Below are 16,821 nucleotides of genomic sequence, written 5' to 3' on the forward strand. Positions count from 1 at the left end.
AAAATTTTAAGCAGGGTTAAAAAATAATAACATTACTCACTTTTTAAGAATAACAAAAAAGGCTTGAACTCCTTGCAAATACAGGGTTTTCAAGCCTTTTTATAGTTTGTAACTGTCAAAGATGAGATTATAATCCCCTTCGGGTAGAAATTAAATACTTTCAAGGGGTGATTCTATGTTTAAATTTAAAGATTCCACGCTGGATAAAACTTTTACCGAGGGGTTTATAGCCCAACGCATTGACCATTGCCTAAAGGAAACCGTTGTTCCCCGCGCCGACCGGCAACGGCTGCTTGACTACCAAGAGGAAATACTTGACAAGGTTCGAGAAGAAATTTCTTCTTCACCGGAGCTTCAGAAATTACTTGATGAGTATGAAAAACTCAATACCGAGGAAGATAAGCTTGAACAGGAATTTGTTTACCGCCAGGGTTTTTCTGACGGCATGAAATTTGTCTTAGGAGGGCTGATCAATGAGTGAACAGCTAAAACAGTTCCAAACGATAACTCCCGTTACTCCTGTCAAGAATTACTTTCGCCATATAAGCGGCCATATTACGGTCAGTGAGCCGGAGGACCTTGGAGCGGCCCGGCAGTTTAATGAGGCTATGGCAGTGTTGCTTAAAGGGTGCAGATTCCAGGAAAAGCGGGCGCTAGTTAAAATGGTAAACGCCATGCGAGAGCTATATTTAAATAACGAGTGGCGAGTTGCAGCCGATGTAATAAATGACTACTTTACGTATCGGCGAACGGTGAGGGCGTACACTCATTATTGTAAGAGACTGGCAGAAAACCAGAAGATGCGACTGGAGGAACAGAAGAAGCAACTTGAGAACGAAGTCCGGAAAATGGGCGTGGAGCCGGAGGAATTGGAAGTAAGGATTAGCGAACTGGATGCGGCAATTCAGGCATACACCGCCAGGCTGGAGGGGCTTATACCGGCAGAGTTTAAAGCGGCAGAGTTAAGAGCGGCGGGGTTGTAAGCTTTCAGGGCAGGAGGTTGTTATCCAAACCCCCGTTACTAAATCATATAAAAGGGTGTCCGTGTTGGTGGACGCCCTCTTGTTTTTTAAGTCATAGTGCGGTACAGGTTTATGAAATCTTATTGGAATACCTTCTTCGGGAGACATGCTTACGAATATCTTTTTTGGGATGTTTAGTTTGGTTGCCATTGGTATAAATAAGTTGACTTTGGTTTTTAAAGATCGTAATATTATATTAGCCTTAGACGAGGCAAGCGGTTAGAGATTCCACCCACCAAGTTGACGGCCACGGCGCTATCTGTGGTCCCTTGAGGAAAACCTGGATAACTTGGTACATTACGCAAGTAATGGCCCCATGGCGGCGGGCGGGTCGCTGAGAAGAATCTCCTAAGGCAAGCAGACAAAACAGTCTGCTTTTTCTTTTTGGGAGCAATGCCATGGAAATTGATAAGCCGGTTGAATCATTGTTAATTTCAGCAATAACGGAGAGCAGGGAATGGAAGAGAATAGATCGCAAATGGGTAAAAATCGAGAACGTCAAAGTAAAAGAGAGCGTTAAGAATAGATTTCCAGAGACAAATATCCGGTGGTGGAAGAAGGAATATGCCCGTTTCAGGCATAGAGACGGTTCCGTCGTTGAAGTGCACAGGTTTGTGAATACAAATAACCAGATAGAAGAATATGGCGTGAATACCTTTTCGTACGAAATTCGTACGAAGAAGTCTTCTGGAGTTCACCCTCAATAAGCCGCGGCATTAAATAAACCGGAATAATCCTCGTTGCCGCTTGATAGTTCCGAATTAAATGCTATGGACGAATTTCGTACATCTGATATTGTAGGCCATCAAACCGACAGTTCTATAATTACATAGTTTGAGGACTATAGGTTTAATCGTCGCCCGGCGCGTGAACACCATAGGGGGGGGGAACCTGTGCACCCGGTGCACAGGCACATGAAATCTATCTGAGGACACGACAAAATGTCGCCTCCAAAATCAATTTTAAAACCTTTACGGGCAGGAGGAATGTTCTAGTTCCACTTAAACCAAAATTGAGGAATATTGCCTTAAAAATTGCCCGTTATGGGTAATTACAGGTTTATGAAACCTATCTGAGGGTAGGCCATTTTGTCCGACCCTCTACACCAGGGGCAAAATGGCCTTGACGGTGACAATAACTACGACAAAATGTCGCAGTTTCTAAAGGTAAAAAAGGACAAAATGTCCCGATTAAAACCCTTACCGATGTTGCCGCCGCCAGGGTGAAGATGATGGAAGAAACCTGTACCGACCGTGCACAGGTTTATGAAATCCTGCTGGATGGACTTGCGTCAAAATGTCGTATGTTAAAATCAAAAGGACATTTTGTCCTTTTGAAAACCATTGCCGATATTACCATTACGGGGAATAAAGCCGGCTTGTTCAGCCGGTGAACAAACAGGCATGAAGTTAATAGACCTTTTGGTTTGAAAGGACAAAATGTCCCTTCAAAAAGAGCAGAAGATTTTACCGCCAGGCAGTAAAGTCCTCATTAAACATTTTGACGCCCGGCGTCAAAACTATGTCGCCTGGCGGCATAGTTTCGGGACTATAAATTCAATCAGTCGCCGGGCGACCGAAAACCACAGGGGAAGAATACTGTGTACCGGGTGCGCGGTTTATATTTAGAAAGTAACCTGCGCACCGGTTGCGCAGGTTTTAGGAAAAGGTGGCCGGGTAAAGAATATCGCGTGCCCGGCACGCAGTTTATAAAGCGGCAATTAAGAAAGTAGTTTCGTCCGCCGAATGGATAAAAGGTAGAGCAACATACTGGATGGCCGGAGCTGTATTCCGCTGATCCTCCCCTAATATTCCTACCGCCTAAAAATACCGTCATTTTAAATGATGGAATCCCTTTTAACGAAGTGGCAAATTGGACAGCGCTGTCCGATTTGAAGGCTCCTGTTCAGATTTTTTCCGAATCGTTAAAAGGTATTTACAAAGGATGTGTCACCTTTTAAACACCCTAGTTTTAACCGAGACCGCCGGCAGTAAAGCCGTATCTCAATTCGTCACCCAGTGACGAAAAGATTGGAGATTTTTGTTCACGCGGTGAACAAAATACCCTGGGACACGGCAGGCCGGAAAACTAAATCCCTTTTCTGTTGGTGCAACTTAGAATTTTTCTAACCCGCTTCAGGACCGTTTATATACCATTCTGGCAGTGTATATAGAAAATACAGGTTAACTATCATCAAAATGATGGTTCTTAGGGTCAAAATTTTGTTGACATGATTCATGCTACGTGCTACATTATGTTTAGCATCAAAGAACGGCCTTTGTTGTGGCAAGCGGTCGGGGATTCCACTCACCAGGTTGACGACCTACGGCGCTATCTGTAGGTACTTGGCTTATAGCCTCGGGGGAAACCGAAGAACCTGGCAACGTCGAGAGACGACTCTAGGGAAGAGTAGAGTCCGCTTAGTATGGCCGAGAAAGCTGTACTCAGTAGAATCCTACAAGGGCCACGCAGACTTTAACAGTCTGCTTTTTCTTTTTTAAGGAGATTTGTTTTGTGAGATTCGACAAGCATACCAAAGAATATATTCTTTCAGTAGTAAGGGACACAAACTCTAAAGATTGGCATAGAAACAAAGAAGATTATCAATGGCATAATATCAATAGCCGTAATCACATAAAGGCCATTAAGGACAAGTACCCAAATACAAATATAAAGCACTGGAAAAAAGAGTATGCTGTTTATCGTCATAAGGATGGCTCAACAGTTGAAATACATAGGTTTGTCAATACTAAAAACCAAAAAGAGGAACATGATGTTAAAATCAAACGGATTAATTTTAACAAGGAAATTGCCAGGTTAATCGCCGCTGCCAAAGAGGAACATTAAAGAACCATATCTTGGGGGGGTGTTCTTTTTGGATCATAAACCTATTAACGACGAGGGAAAACAAGAGCTTATTAAACAAATTAAACAGCTTACAGATGAGCTTTCAGAAACACAAGCTTATAGCGAAATGCTTGCAAAGGGTCTAAAAATGATGATGTATTTAGCATTAGTAGATCCGCCAGAGTGTATTAAGGCACTTAAAGAGTTGGCGGAGCTTTTACCAGACGATCCTAGACCGGTAAATTAGAAGTGTAATAGGATTTTTGTCCCTTTAACTAAAATATAAGCTTCCCCGATTTTTTCGGGGAAGTTGCAGGGGATAAAGTATGAGGGGGGGCGGTATTAGTGGACACCTTTTGACGAATCCGCAAATTGAGTATTTACCGTTTGCAATTTGCGGAATGGTGTTGATCGGTCAAAAACTGGACAAATCCCACTCTATCCACTTGTGGAGTGAGTTCTCTTTAAAATTCAGGTGAGTAACTTTACTCAACGCAAAATCGCGCTGAGTGGGTGAGGGTATAATAACCATACCTTTACTTAATGCTGTCCGGTTTATCGCTTGTATGACGCCCCAATTCTGGGGAGTCCTCTTCCTTAATATAAAGCGACTCCTGAATTCTAAGGAGTCAAATATTAAAGGTATCAACGTAATATTGATGCCTTTTTGTTTTTGCGGCGGTGTTCGCCTGGAGAGATGGGGGTGGCGTTGCCGGGTCCTCCCGGGGGGTAAAGATGCGGTACGGTGGCGGTTTTATTTTTCCTTGAGACGTTGGGTGATAAATTCCACAGCGCTGTGGAGTTTCTCATATCTTAATAAAGGAAACAATATATATTACCATTGGCGAAAATTGTTCAAAGAAGGTAGTGTTTTTACATTTTTTGTGTCTTGTAATCATGTTGTTAAGGATGGTATAGTATGGTAAAGAAACATTATGTTGTTAGAAATAAAAAGAGGGGAGGCACAAAAAATATGGACGCTGCTGCTGTTAAGTTTTCTTCCGGGACCAGGGCGCGTAGGGGAAACGCTTTAAAGAGTCTTGCGGCGTCATTATCTTTAATGATGGATAGGGATGCCGCGAAAAAAATTAAACAGGCCGAAGAAGATATAAAAACTGGTAAAACACGTTCCTTGAGGGACATCCTCAAAGATGGCTGATGTCCATTTAACAAGGGAACCGGAAAAATATTTAAAATCGATTCCGGAACAACTTAAAAATAAGTTCGTAATTGAAATGCTCGCCCTGGAACATGATCCCGAGGCGGGTATTTTGTTGAGAGGTTCTTTTAAAGGATATTATAGAATAAAATTTAAGTTTCAGAAAGTTGATTATCGAATAATTTACCGGATAGCCTGGGACGAGGATATTGTTTATGTAGTTTTACTTGGACCGAGGGAAAATATTTATCGAAGGCTTACTAGATTGTTAAGAGGTAAATGAATCGCTAAAAGGCGATTTTTTTTTGTGAAATAATGTGGTAAACTGGTATCCCGGTATCCCGGAAACATCCCCTCTTTTTTGTATGGATAATTTTCCCCGTTGATCTCCCCGTGGGGGGTAGGGGTGAGCCGGGAACGTGGTGGCCGGGTGAGGATGCCGCAAGTTATCCGGGTAGGTATGGCAGAAGAACAAAAGCTGCTTCTTTAGTAAGCCGGCAAGTGGATACAGTATATATTTGTCAATGAAGAATTTAGACTCCTGAATTTTAAGGAGTCGGATCACTTTGCCTTATCCCTGCATAAATATGCATTAGGCTGCATAATTATGCAGGGATAAAAGCACCTGCCTTTCAGGTTAATATGCCGCGCTGCCTGCGCTTAGGGGGCATATCTTTGTTAGTATAAATATGCAGGTGGTTGCATAAATATACAGGAGTTTTTCTGCAAATGCCTTCAGATGCGCAGAAATGGCCTAAATCGCGGAGATAATTTATTTTGAAGGGTTTTATGCTTGGTGCGGAATTTAAAGAGCTTTTAGGGGCAATTGTGAAGGCTAGTTGGAGAGAGGCGGTTGGCGAGAGGCGGTTTAAAGCGGTTAATGGTTAAGCGGCAGGCAGCGAAGGGAATTTCAAGGTGGTGAATCGCCCAGCGCCGGACTATTTGAATTGGTCAGCGCTGGCGAATTTGAAAATTCCCCGGCAGCCTGCGTAAAGTTTTGATTCGACCGATACGTAATTTCCGTAGCGGTTCTTGTGCCTCCCATGCCCGATCCGTATTCAAGGATTTAGCATGAAGCCAGGCACCCTTTTCGGTCCAGAGGTAAATTACTGGAGCATATTTGAGGTTCCCCGAAAAAATCGGGTAAGCTTCCTTGAACTGTTTTAGTTCTTCACCTTCAAGGATGAAATAATGTTTACATAATGCATAGCGATCTTTGTTGTTTGTAAAGTTGTCGTTGATATGTTTTGTATCGGTTCCATAAAATTCCGCCAACTGCGAATGTCATTTGGTGTTTACCTCAGAGTAAAACTTTCAAATTTATATAGAGCGTCGGGAGAGGCTCTCTTGGCCGCAGGGGTAGTACCCCGTTTGTTTTTTTACCGTGGGGGGGTATATGTGAGGCTAAAATCCTGCCACAACTAGCCCAGGCTGCACAGGATGCCGCTGGACGGGGTTAAAAATAATTCCGAAGGTATTTACCTTGCCGCGAAATTAGAAGGGGCTTAAAAGGCAAATGTGGGCTATTATCAAATCACCATTTTGGTGAAAAAGCAAACTTGGGCTATTCACCATTTTGGTGAAAAGGCAAACGTGAAGGGGACTACCCTCAGAAATTCTTAGGGTTTGGAACATAAAGGATGTAGGCAATAATTTTGACCGACAAAATGGCGAGCAAAAACAATGAAGGCAGCGCGGCGGGCGAAGTTCCTTAAAGAGTATTGGGATGTTCGGCAAAAGAGTCACAATCTAAAAGGACAAAATGTCCCTTTAGAATTAAAAACCCTTACCGATGTTGCCGCCGCTATAGGTGAAGATGGGACACTGATACCTGGAACCTTTTTGTTTTGCGGCACTGATACGCAAATTGCGTATCAGTCGGATGGTAATAGTAAGGGGCTGATAACAAGGCAGCCTTTTTGTTTTGCGGCACTGCGCGGGTGGACTCTTCAGCGATTGAGCGAGGCTCCCCCCCCGGCGGGGTGCGGCGCAAGGCCGGGGGGGGTGAAAATGAACCCTTGAATGAAGCCTTCCTGAACCCTTATGAACCCTTGAAGTTTAAGGGTTCAGCCTTCAAAGCCAGTAACGGCGCGGAAAATGAACCCTTGAACCCTGTGAAGCCTATTTCCGGAGGTGTGTCTGCGCGAATATATTTTTAAAAGTTAAGGTGCTTATTAAGGTAGATAATACAGGGGATGAGGGACAAGTTTTCGGTAACAAAATAGTAACGTCCACTGTTTATTACTGAGTTATTTTGTGTCTATTATTTACATGCACTTAGTTAAAAGTCCTTATTTTTAGCTGATTTTATAGACTGGATGATACTGGATAGACACAAAAAACTGCGTGGAATACAGGCTTAAAGACTGCAAATCCTCCATTCCCCGGTTCAAATCCGGGAGTCGCCTCCACGTAAAGCCGGGAAAGCGTAACATGTAATCCAGTTTCAACTATATGCTGTTATGATAAATATACGTTACTTGCTAGGTCACATGATGTCCTCGCCGAGGTGATACGTTCGGTTTCAAGTGTTCCTTTTCCGTTTCGTTAAGTATTTGATATGCCTTAATCAAGTCAGCATAAAACGTCTCTGCCATATCCCGACTGAAGGTTTCTCTGACAACAACCCTCATCACAGTCATATCATCGGTGTTATCCGGGAGGTTGTAAGCCGGCAGCATCCAACCTCTTTCACGTAGTTTTTGCGATAATTGGAAGGGGGTAAAGTCAGGGGTATTTTTAAATCTAAATGTTATAATAGGGAGTTCTAGATTATTTACCAACTCAAATATATCGGAGTCGGTGAGTTTATTCGCCAGATATCTGGCATTATCCATGCAGTTATTCATAACATTAGTATAGCCGGATTGTCCCAGATGCAGAAGGTTATAATACTGGGCCAGCACCATACCGGAACCCCGGGAAAAATTCAGGGTATAAGTTGGCATGGTGTCACCCAGATAGTTGACATAGAATATTAAATCTTCAGGTAAATCAGTATGGTTTTTGAATATCAGCCAACCAACTCCCGGATAAACGAGTCCGAATTTATGTCCCGATACATTGATGGATCTTACCTGGGGCAAACGGAAATCCCATTCCAGTTGGGGATTAATAAAAGGCAAAATAAAACCGGCACTAGCGGCATCTACATGAATCGGGATATCCAAACCTTTATTTTCTTTAACCTGGACTAGTAAATCATTTATTTCCTTAACGGGTTCACAAGCCCCGGTAAAAGTAGTTCCCATAATAGCACCGACACAGATTGTATTTTCATCGATCCGTTCCATAACTGACTTAGCATCGATGCAAAATCGGTCTTTTTCCATGGGTATAATCCTGGGCTCAACATCAAAATATCTCGCAAATTTATTCCAGCAGATGTGAGTTCAAAAGCGGTTCGGCCATCAAAATGTAATGCATCATGTATCAATTGGTAGGCGGCATTTGCCGGCATTCCATCCCTTGGTATGCGGTACTTGGGGATACTTTCTGTGAAATACCTCATGCTGTAGGTTGGTGATATCTCCTGTTTTGTCTCGGATATCTCAGGTGGATTTACTTTTTTCGCCAACATAACAATTACTCCTTTTAGCTCAATATCTTATAAAATAACTACAGCGATTACTGGATCTTTTGAACACTATTAGATTGTTTATTGATGATCATATTGTTTTCCAAATAGTGCACTTTATTCACACTACAACTTATATTTAATTGTGCTTATACCGAAAATCCGAAAATAGGTACCAAATTCCTTTTATCAAATTAGGATTAAAAAGAATCTTGATCAAGGTATACCGTGTCCTGGTTCAGCAATTTATCAATCTTCGTGGTAACATTTGGCACCATAATTGTATAAAATAATCAAAAAAGGATGGTGCCTAATTATGCATACGCATAATTTCTATGGGGGAACGTCATATGATGACGGCCATATGCATTTGTATCAAGGGACTACTACTCCATCCCCGGAGGGTCCATCACATACCCATCATATATATGTCAGGACAACAACAGAGCAAATGCATGACCATCTGATGGATGTTGAAACAGGACCGCCAATACCGATCCAATGGGGGCATGTCCATTATTTTTCTGGAACAACAAGTATTAATGGTGCTCACCCGCATTCACACCGTTTTGGAAATGTTACAAACCCTTCAAAATAAGAGCCTCATTCTGTGCAAATCTTTTTTATAATGAATAGACCAGCTAATAAACAAAAACCCAGCCCATTGATGGACCGGGTTTTTGTCGAAGGAGTCTATAGACAGTCGGTGCTGGTGTTTATATAACTTATGCCATTGGATTAATGTGGGTGCATGACCACAATTAACAATATTATCGCTCCTGCATATTATATAAAAAACGAAAGGAGTGATATAAATGGCATTCGGCGTAGATGGCGCTGGTTGCGGCACAGGTTGTGGAACTGGCTTTGGTAGCCCGGCGTTCATCATCTTCTTGATTCTGATACTTCTCGTTTTTGGCGTGGGCTGCGGCTGCGGCTGTATTTAAACTGTAAACCCCCAAATTGAAGACTGCGTTTGATAACCACCGGTTCTATGCACCGGTGGTTATAATATTATAAACATGTTAATGAAACCCCCCTTCATATCCCATTGGCTAAAGCACAAAAAGAAGGAATTAAAAAATCAAAGCTTGTGCCATTTGAATGCAGCGGTCACGGATTGTTCTGGGAAGAACGTGATAAATTTAGCAAGGAATTGACATAATTTATAGGATAGAAAATAATTATATTTCTCCTGAATTATCCTGTTGGCTATCTTCTGTGTCTAATTTTATGTTTTAGCTAATTTTATTATAGATTACCAAGCATGTATATCAGTTTAGGAAACTGCTTTTATAGGTTTAACTGACATTATTTATTACTTATAACGCCAAATGTTTTAACAAATAATAATTATATTAAAGGAGGTGATTTTTTGAGTAGATATGGAGATAAGAACAAATATAAGGGTAATGTTGTTCGCAAACCAGCTACTACAATAACTCCTGATTATGATTTCAGCACAAAAAAGAATAATAATGATGAGGACACTGATACAAAGGAAAATCAATAAGGTTTTATAAAGCCGGGAAGCTAACACCCGGCTTTTGTTATCCAATGTTTATATATGCTTATTTAAATTTACGCAGGTGGTTTTACATTGATTTTACTTGGGCAAGAAACTAAGATAAGTATATAATGAAATTATAAAGATGAACTGGGGGGGGAATCTTATCAATAGTAAAACAATAGCAGCTCTTATTTTAGGTATTATCGGTGGAGGGTTAGGACTTGCGGAGAATATATACCTTATTAAAATAAATACTTATTTCTGGTTTCCCTTATTGGTATATATTTTGGGCACAATGGGGGCACTTCTTGTATTAGCGAATCCGGGTCTGGGCGGGGCGCTGATGATATTTGCCGCCGTTGGCGGAGCCTTTTCCATGCCCTCAAATGATTTTGTCATAGCTGTTACCTTATTGTTTGTCGCAGGAATAATCGCCACGAGAGAAAAACGGGTTAAATATAAAAAGAAAAGCTTTTCGAAACGAAAATAGATGGGTTAGTATGGCAATAGCTTCGGATTAAGTCAGTGCCAGGTGTTCGTGCAGTATTGTCATCCATTCTTCTTTAGACCAATTAGGATTGATGCTGCTAAGGAATGCGGCGATTTCATCGGTGATTTTTCATTTTTTAGACAACCCCTGGAAAGGAATTTGTCACAAGCTATCGAATATACTTAATTTTAGGTTTACTAATAAGTAGATCACGTTAATAATATAAACCGTATTTTTAATACATCATTTTGGGAAGGGAGAAAAAAGTGGATTATAATTTGGTCAACAGCCGAATTGTTTTCGAAACGGATGATATTATTGAAATGCTTGAAGACTTAATAGATGATTACGTATTGATTGAGCATTACTATGAGGAACAACTGATAGAAGCGCAAATAATTTTTTTTGAGGATGTTGAGATTGATTACGAGCCCGGGGAGGCCGGTAAATTTTTTAAACCAGAGTATATTAAGGATGATTCCGATGACCCGGAATTTTCATTATTACTAAGAAATAATTTTGCGACTAGTTTATATATCAACGGTTCACTGGTAGAAATAGAAATAGAAAACGGGCGTATAGTAGGTTTCGTCGGAAGCAGGGGTGAATTAATCCTGCGGACCGGGGATGATAGTTATGTCTTTTCCGCTTTATACAACCTTAAAATATTGCCTGAAGACGTGCCGGTGCTATTAAACGCTGTTATTGGAACACTCACGAATATTCATGATGAAATAACAAAAAACAAAATTGAAAATGAATCGTTTGCTATAATTTCCGGCGTATGTCTTATGGCAATATCAAAAATAAATGAACTTCCGTTGAATAACTTTGAGCTTAATCTATCACATGACGAGATGCTCTTATTGGGATTAGCGTTGAATCTTACTATTGAAAATACCGACAAGGATACGCAAAAAATTATTCGATCAGTGATGGAGCAAATTAAATCATACTTTCCGGAAATTGAACATATATCCCCGGAAAGTTTTGAACCACCCCCCAATATGGGGCAGTTACTGGATTTCAAAAAACCCGAAAAACCACCCGGAAAGTGAATTTTAAATAAATATTATAAAGAGGAAAAAAACCTGTCGTGTGAAATATGTATATTAACTGCTCTATGGCAACGGAGGTGGAAAGAACCGTGACAGAATCCTTATATGATCAATATCAGGGACTAGGCGTTTTGGAAACAGTATGTGTGGCTTTTTTTGATCTTGTTGATTCAACACATTTAAAGAAACAGATGGGGCAGCTAAAGGGAGTGGACCTGGCATTAAAACACAATCAGGTTGCGGCAGAGGTCTGCCAGCGATTTAATGGTAGAATAATTAAACATATCGGGGATTCCATCATGGTTGTTTTTAAAATTCCACTGGAAGGTATCCTCGCGTCAATCGAATTTATTCAAGCAATACATATGAATCAGTATCCTTTTCGTACCAAGGTTGGGTTGGTTCATGGCATTGCTAAAAAGGTCGACATCAACGGATTGGATTATCTGGGAAATACTGTTGACCGGAGCGCCCGGCTAACTAGCCAGTCACTCCCCAATCAAATATTAACGGACGAAACAACAATGGATATGATCAAACCCTTTCTGATGGACTTTAATCAATTAATTTCCCGGTTTGTTGGCATGCGTGAGTTGAAAGGTATCGGTGGCATTCCTGTTTATGAGCTGTCTCTGGAGAGTATTGGTTTTGTTGAGGAAGAGGCTATTGTTCCCGAGGTGCAGTTTAGCGCATCTAATGGTGTTACAGGTGTGATTAGTAAAAAAGCGCAAAAAGCCGCCTCTCGCGTTAGAATTGAATTGCCCCCGTTGGCAGGGCAAACGCCGGTGACGTGCGAGGTCAAAGATAAGATACTGGGCAAGATGCTGGAACAATGGACATTGAAGAAAGAGGATTTAGAAAATATAGCTATCGGGTACCAAAATATAAGTCATACTTTTGAAAAAGCCTATGACTTGAATATAGCGAGGCTGGCTTTTAGCGGCACATTCGCGCGTGGTTCGATGATAAAACCGTTGGAACCGGTAGATTTGATTACGGTGATGACACCTCCTTCAGACCAGTACCGTGATGTGGAAGAAACTGCGCGGGGTCTTGCGCACGTTCTATCTCAAGGATACCCTAATTCTATTACTATAAATAATAACAATTGTATTATTATTTCATTGCAGGGGATTGATTTTTTAATTACGCCGGTACTTGCTGTAATTAATGGCGGACAGGGGCAGTTTATGGTTCCTAAGGGAGATTTCTGGGTAGCCGCCAACCCGGCAATCCCGGAACAGTGGATGGAGCAGGCGGTTAAGCGTAACGGTCCCACATTCTTGCCTTTTATTCGTTTACTAAAAATGTGGCAACGGATTAACTGCACGGTGCTTAAATCTTTTCACCTTGAGCTGCTAACTGATTTCATTGCTTCGCAAATCAAGCTGGAAATATCGTTTGAATCAATTTATCAATGGTTTAGATATGCATATAATTATTACGGCAAAATAAAGAAGCCATACATTCTTGATCCCAGTAAATCGAATACTTATATAGACGAGTATATATTTGCCAGTTCACCGGTTTTTAAAATTTTTTCTACTAATATAACAAATGCTTTTAACACGGCAATTCAAGGTGTCACATATTATCGTTCAGGAAAGAAAGAAAAATCTATGGCTAAGTGGAAAGAACTTTTTGGGGAATACTGGCTGGCATGAAGTCATGGTGAGACGGTTATGCTTGCTCTTGATGCTTTAACTTATTAAAATGATGAAGAGCAATATTATAAAACCGGAGGGGTAAACTTGTACTCTGGGAAATTAAAGGAAGAAATCCTGGATAAGCTTTTTGAAGCCATATTAGTTTTAAAAGATATTGACGAATGCTACCAGTTCTTTGAGGATCTTTGCACAGTCGCAGAACTTAAGTCGTTGGCCCAAAGGCTTGAGGTGGCTAAAATGCTCGTGGAAAACCGGACTTACGGAGAAATTACTCAATACACCGGGGCCAGTACGGCAACAATCAGCCGGGTAAAAAGGGCTCTTAATTACGGAGCTGATGGATATAAATTGGTTTTGGAGCGGTTGGGTGAAGATTTTTCTTGACAGGTAGCAGAGGGGAATTTATTATTTTATTATAGCATTGCTTTAACGTATTAAAGGAGTATCAAGATGAAACATGAAATAGTAAAGATAGTTAAGGCTGGAGATTCCCTACTGGATAAAATATTCATCAGGAAGATGGATAATCAGGCGGAAATCGCCCTCCAGGTCGCCCGTATTATCGCTTCAGTACAAGCCAGGGGTGACGAGGCTGTAGGCGATTTTAACGCCGCTTTCGGCGGGAGCAGGCTTACACCGGGGGAACTTAGGGTTACTAATGATGAAGTGGAGGCTGCTTACCGGTTAGTCGACGATAGTTTTCTCGATGCGCTTCGTATTGCTTTACATAATATCACCGCTTTCCATAACAGGCAATTACAGCAATCATGGTTCGATACAGGCGGTAATGGAGTTGTTTTAGGTCAAATGGTCAGGCCTTTACGCCGTGTAGGCATTTATGTTCCCGGCGGCAAAGCGTCTTATCCGTCATCAGTGTTGATGAACGCGGTGCCGGCAAGGGTTGCCGGAGTTCAAGAAATCGCTATGGTTACTCCGCCTGCCGTCGATGGAAAAATAGACCCCCATACTTTAGTCGCGGCGGCTGAGGCAGGGGTGAATGAGATTTATAAAATGGGCGGAGCGCAAGCAATTGCGGCCCTGGCTTACGGGACGGCTGTTGTTCCCAAAGTTGATAAAATCACTGGTCCAGGCAACATTTACGTTACTCTAGCCAAGCAACAAGTTTATGGACTGGTGGATATCGATATGTTGGCCGGGCCGAGTGAGGTGCTGGTTATTGCCGACGATACCGCCAACCCGTCATTCGTGGCTGCCGACTTGCTGTCGCAGGCCGAACATGATGAAATGGCTTCAGTGGTTTTGTTGACCCCCTGCGGTGAGCTGGCGTTCAAAGTACAAGCGGAAGTATTTAGCCAGGCGTCGCTGCTTTCCAGAAAAGAGATAATTGAAAAATCCCTGGAAAATTACGGAGCTATAGTTGTTACCGAAAACCTGGATCAGGCTTTTGACCTGGCCAACCGCTTTGCTCCGGAACACCTGGAGTTAATGATCTCTGAGCCGTTTAATTGGCTATACAAAGTGGAAAATGCCGGCGCTGTTTTCTTGGGACGCCACACTCCCGAGCCGGTTGGCGACTACGTGGCGGGACCGAACCATGTTCTTCCGACGGGAGGCACGGCACGGTTTTACTCAGCTCTAGGTGTGGATTCTTTTATTAAGAAAACCAGTTTAATCTCTTATACACAGGCTGGTTTGAATGAAGTAGGCGGCGCCATAGTCAAGCTGGCGGAAGTTGAAGGCTTAACAGCCCATGCCAACTCTGTACGGGTAAGGATGCTTGAGCACGTAGCAATTAAAGAAAATGAGGGTTCATAAGATGAGATCAGTTTTTGATATTAATACCTTGATTCGTGACGACTTAAAAACATTAATTCCATATGATGCTCCTGCCTACCCTGACATAATCAGACTGGCCGATAATGAAAATCCTTACGATTTCCCTGCTGAAGTAACAAACCAAATCTTCCAAAGTATTTTTTCGCAGGACTTTAATCGCTATCCGGATACAAATGCCGTCAAGCTGCGCGAAAAACTGTCGGCTTATACCGGTGTTGCTCCGGAGAACATCATGATCGGCAACGGCTCGGACGAACTTATCCTGACGGTAATGCTTGCTTTTGGCGCAGGGGCGGCGTTCGCAGTGGCAACTCCGACCTTTTCCATGTACGGAATACACGGGCGTATCGCGTTGTCCAGGGAATTAAAGGTTCCCCGCCTTGAGGATTTTAGTGTCGATGTCAAGTCATTAATTAAAACAGCGGCAAAACCCGAGGTAAAAATTGTTGTTATTTGCAATCCCAATAGCCCGACCGGAAACGCTGTTCCATTAAATATTATTGAGGAGATCCTGGCAAATACCAATGCCGTAGTGGTGGTGGACGAGGCCTATGGAGAGTTCGGCGGTGAAACCAGCACTCCGTTATTAACAAAGTACCCTAATTTGGTTATCCTTCGGACGTTCTCCAAAGCTCTCAGCATGGCCGGCATGCGGGTAGGATATCTCCTGGCACGCGGACCGGTTATGACAGAGTTGCTTAAAGCAAAACCGCCGTATAACATTAATTCTTTTTCCCAGGCGGCGGCCAGGGCTGTGATTGACAACCTGCCGCTTTTCCAGGAAAGAGTAAGAAAGATCCTGGCGGATAGAGAATACCTTTTTTCCGCAATGGCTGGGTTGCCCGGTATAGAGGTGTTTCCCACCGAGACCAACTTTATTTTGTTTCGCACCATGCTGCCGTCGGAAAAGGTTTACGACGGTCTTCTGGAACGTGGAGTTTTAATCCGCTATTTGGATGATCCGGCCTTGTCACGCTGTCTCCGGGTGACGGTGGGGACCGGGCGGGAAAACGAGGTGTTCCTGAAGGCTCTCGACGATATCCTAAAGTCGCAAATTTAGTTTGAAAGGTGAATCTTATGAACGAATTGCGCAAAGGTACAATCAATCGCAAAACCTATGAAACCGAAATAGATGTGTCTATAAATCTGGATGGCACAGGGGTTTCCCGGATATATACCGGAATTTCGTTTTTTGAGCATATGCTGCAGCTCTTTACCAAGCATGCTAATTTTGATCTGGATATTGTGGCGCATGGTGATATACATGTTGACGGGCACCATACCGTTGAAGACGCCGGTATCTGCCTGGGTCGCGCGATAAAGGAAGCTCTGGGCGGGAAACAAGGGATTAAACGCTATGGCAGCGCAATAATCCCCATGGATGAAGCATTGGCTTTAGTGGCGGTTGATTTAAGCGGGCGGGGGTTTCTAGCTTTCGACGTGCCCATGCCCGCGCAGCGGGTTGGAGATTTTGAGACCGAGTTGGTTGAGGAATTCTTAAGGGCGATGGCCATAAATGGTGAGTTTACTCTGCATGTTCGTTTGATGGCGGGGAAAAACACGCACCATATTATTGAATCCGTCTTCAAGGCTCTGGGACATTCTCTGCGGGAAGCTGCCGCCGCGAGCGGCGTGAGCGGGATTCCTTCCACGAAAGGCGTTCTGTAAGGTTAATTTATTGAATCTCTATCTAA

21 protein-coding genes are annotated in these 16,821 nt (G+C 42.5%); 18 read left to right on the forward strand and 3 right to left on the reverse strand.

Annotated elements, in window-relative coordinates; all coding sequences use genetic code 11:
• Positions 1-175 precede the first annotated feature (175 nt).
• The 8 genes from L7E55_RS02360 to L7E55_RS02395 all read left to right on the forward strand — a co-directional run bounded on the left by L7E55_RS02360 (position 176) and on the right by L7E55_RS02395 (position 5,311).
• Complete coding sequence (locus L7E55_RS02360) at positions 176-481, forward strand: hypothetical protein (protein ID WP_277442399.1); 306 nt, start codon at positions 176-178, stop codon at positions 479-481.
• Complete coding sequence (locus tag L7E55_RS02365; protein WP_277442400.1) at positions 474-983, forward strand: hypothetical protein; 510 nt, start codon at positions 474-476, stop codon at positions 981-983. Before L7E55_RS02360 ends, L7E55_RS02365 begins: the two co-directional genes overlap by 8 nt.
• Positions 984-1,420: 437 nt before the next feature.
• Complete coding sequence (locus L7E55_RS02370; RefSeq protein ID WP_277442401.1) at positions 1,421-1,729, forward strand: hypothetical protein; 309 nt, start codon at positions 1,421-1,423, stop codon at positions 1,727-1,729.
• 521 nt (positions 1,730-2,250) lie between these two features.
• Complete coding sequence (locus L7E55_RS02375; RefSeq protein ID WP_277442402.1) at positions 2,251-2,415, forward strand: hypothetical protein; 165 nt, start codon at positions 2,251-2,253, stop codon at positions 2,413-2,415.
• 1,121 nt (positions 2,416-3,536) lie between these two features.
• Complete coding sequence (locus L7E55_RS02380) at positions 3,537-3,869, forward strand: hypothetical protein (RefSeq protein ID WP_277442403.1); 333 nt, start codon at positions 3,537-3,539, stop codon at positions 3,867-3,869.
• A gap of 28 nt (positions 3,870-3,897) precedes the next feature.
• Complete coding sequence (locus tag L7E55_RS02385; RefSeq protein WP_277442405.1) at positions 3,898-4,116, forward strand: hypothetical protein; 219 nt, start codon at positions 3,898-3,900, stop codon at positions 4,114-4,116.
• Positions 4,117-4,788: 672 nt separating this feature from the next.
• Entirely contained in the window at positions 4,789-5,028 is a 240-nt protein-coding gene (locus L7E55_RS02390) for a hypothetical protein (protein ID WP_277442406.1), read from the forward strand.
• On the forward strand, positions 5,021-5,311 hold the full coding sequence (locus L7E55_RS02395; protein WP_277442407.1) for a type II toxin-antitoxin system RelE family toxin: 291 nt from the start codon (positions 5,021-5,023) through the stop codon (positions 5,309-5,311). Before L7E55_RS02390 ends, L7E55_RS02395 begins: the two co-directional genes overlap by 8 nt.
• A gap of 668 nt (positions 5,312-5,979) precedes the next feature.
• Here the strand turns inward: L7E55_RS02395 and L7E55_RS02400 are convergent.
• Complete coding sequence (locus L7E55_RS02400) at positions 5,980-6,303, reverse strand: ORF6N domain-containing protein (RefSeq protein ID WP_277442408.1); 324 nt, start codon at positions 6,301-6,303, stop codon at positions 5,980-5,982.
• Between the two features lie 408 nt (positions 6,304-6,711).
• Between L7E55_RS02400 and L7E55_RS02405 the strand changes: the two genes are divergently transcribed.
• Positions 6,712-7,050, forward strand: coding sequence for a hypothetical protein (locus L7E55_RS02405; protein WP_277442409.1), 339 nt, complete (start codon positions 6,712-6,714; stop codon positions 7,048-7,050).
• Between the two features lie 461 nt (positions 7,051-7,511).
• Here L7E55_RS02405 and gad read toward each other — a convergent pair whose 3' ends face one another.
• Positions 7,512-8,414: a glutamate decarboxylase gene (gene gad, locus L7E55_RS02410; RefSeq protein WP_277442580.1), complete on the reverse strand. Its 903-nt coding sequence runs from the start codon at positions 8,412-8,414 to the stop codon at positions 7,512-7,514.
• Positions 8,415-8,921: 507 nt separating this feature from the next.
• On the opposite strand from gad, the gene L7E55_RS17655 reads away from it, so the two are divergent.
• Complete coding sequence (locus L7E55_RS17655) at positions 8,922-9,203, forward strand: YmaF family protein (protein ID WP_420851995.1); 282 nt, start codon at positions 8,922-8,924, stop codon at positions 9,201-9,203.
• Between the two features lie 172 nt (positions 9,204-9,375).
• Here the strand turns inward: L7E55_RS17655 and L7E55_RS02415 are convergent, their stop codons facing one another.
• On the reverse strand, positions 9,376-9,567 hold the full coding sequence (locus L7E55_RS02415) for a hypothetical protein (protein WP_277442411.1): 192 nt from the start codon (positions 9,565-9,567) through the stop codon (positions 9,376-9,378).
• Between the two features lie 413 nt (positions 9,568-9,980).
• On the opposite strand from L7E55_RS02415, the gene L7E55_RS02425 reads away from it, so the two are divergent.
• The 8 genes from L7E55_RS02425 (at position 9,981) to hisB (ending at position 16,795) form a co-directional block, all read left to right on the forward strand.
• Positions 9,981-10,118 carry a hypothetical protein gene (locus tag L7E55_RS02425; protein ID WP_277442412.1) on the forward strand — a complete coding sequence of 46 codons (138 nt, stop codon included), beginning with the start codon at positions 9,981-9,983 and terminating at the stop codon, positions 10,116-10,118.
• Positions 10,119-10,458: 340 nt separating this feature from the next.
• Positions 10,459-10,605 (forward strand): hypothetical protein, encoded by a 147-nt coding sequence (locus L7E55_RS02430; RefSeq protein WP_277442413.1) that lies wholly within the window; start codon positions 10,459-10,461, stop codon positions 10,603-10,605.
• A 266-nt stretch (positions 10,606-10,871) separates the two neighbouring features.
• Positions 10,872-11,663: a hypothetical protein gene (locus L7E55_RS02435; protein ID WP_277442415.1), complete on the forward strand. Its 792-nt coding sequence runs from the start codon at positions 10,872-10,874 to the stop codon at positions 11,661-11,663.
• Between the two features lie 89 nt (positions 11,664-11,752).
• Positions 11,753-13,327 (forward strand): adenylate/guanylate cyclase domain-containing protein, encoded by a 1,575-nt coding sequence (locus L7E55_RS02440; protein ID WP_277442417.1) that lies wholly within the window; start codon positions 11,753-11,755, stop codon positions 13,325-13,327.
• Between the two features lie 87 nt (positions 13,328-13,414).
• A complete protein-coding gene (locus L7E55_RS02445; protein ID WP_277442418.1) occupies positions 13,415-13,714 on the forward strand; it encodes a YerC/YecD family TrpR-related protein in 300 nt (99 codons plus the stop codon).
• A gap of 66 nt (positions 13,715-13,780) precedes the next feature.
• Entirely contained in the window at positions 13,781-15,106 is a 1,326-nt protein-coding gene (hisD, locus tag L7E55_RS02450; protein WP_277442419.1) for a histidinol dehydrogenase, read from the forward strand.
• A gap of 1 nt (position 15,107) precedes the next feature.
• Entirely contained in the window at positions 15,108-16,187 is a 1,080-nt protein-coding gene (hisC, locus tag L7E55_RS02455) for a histidinol-phosphate transaminase (protein ID WP_277442420.1), read from the forward strand.
• Between the two features lie 17 nt (positions 16,188-16,204).
• Positions 16,205-16,795, forward strand: a complete 591-nt coding sequence (gene hisB / locus L7E55_RS02460; RefSeq protein WP_277442421.1) for an imidazoleglycerol-phosphate dehydratase HisB — start codon at positions 16,205-16,207, stop codon at positions 16,793-16,795.
• Positions 16,796-16,821: the final 26 nt, after the last annotated feature.

The organism is Pelotomaculum isophthalicicum JI (assembly GCF_029478095.1).
Lineage (GTDB): Bacteria > Bacillota > Desulfotomaculia > Desulfotomaculales > Pelotomaculaceae > Pelotomaculum_D > Pelotomaculum_D isophthalicicum.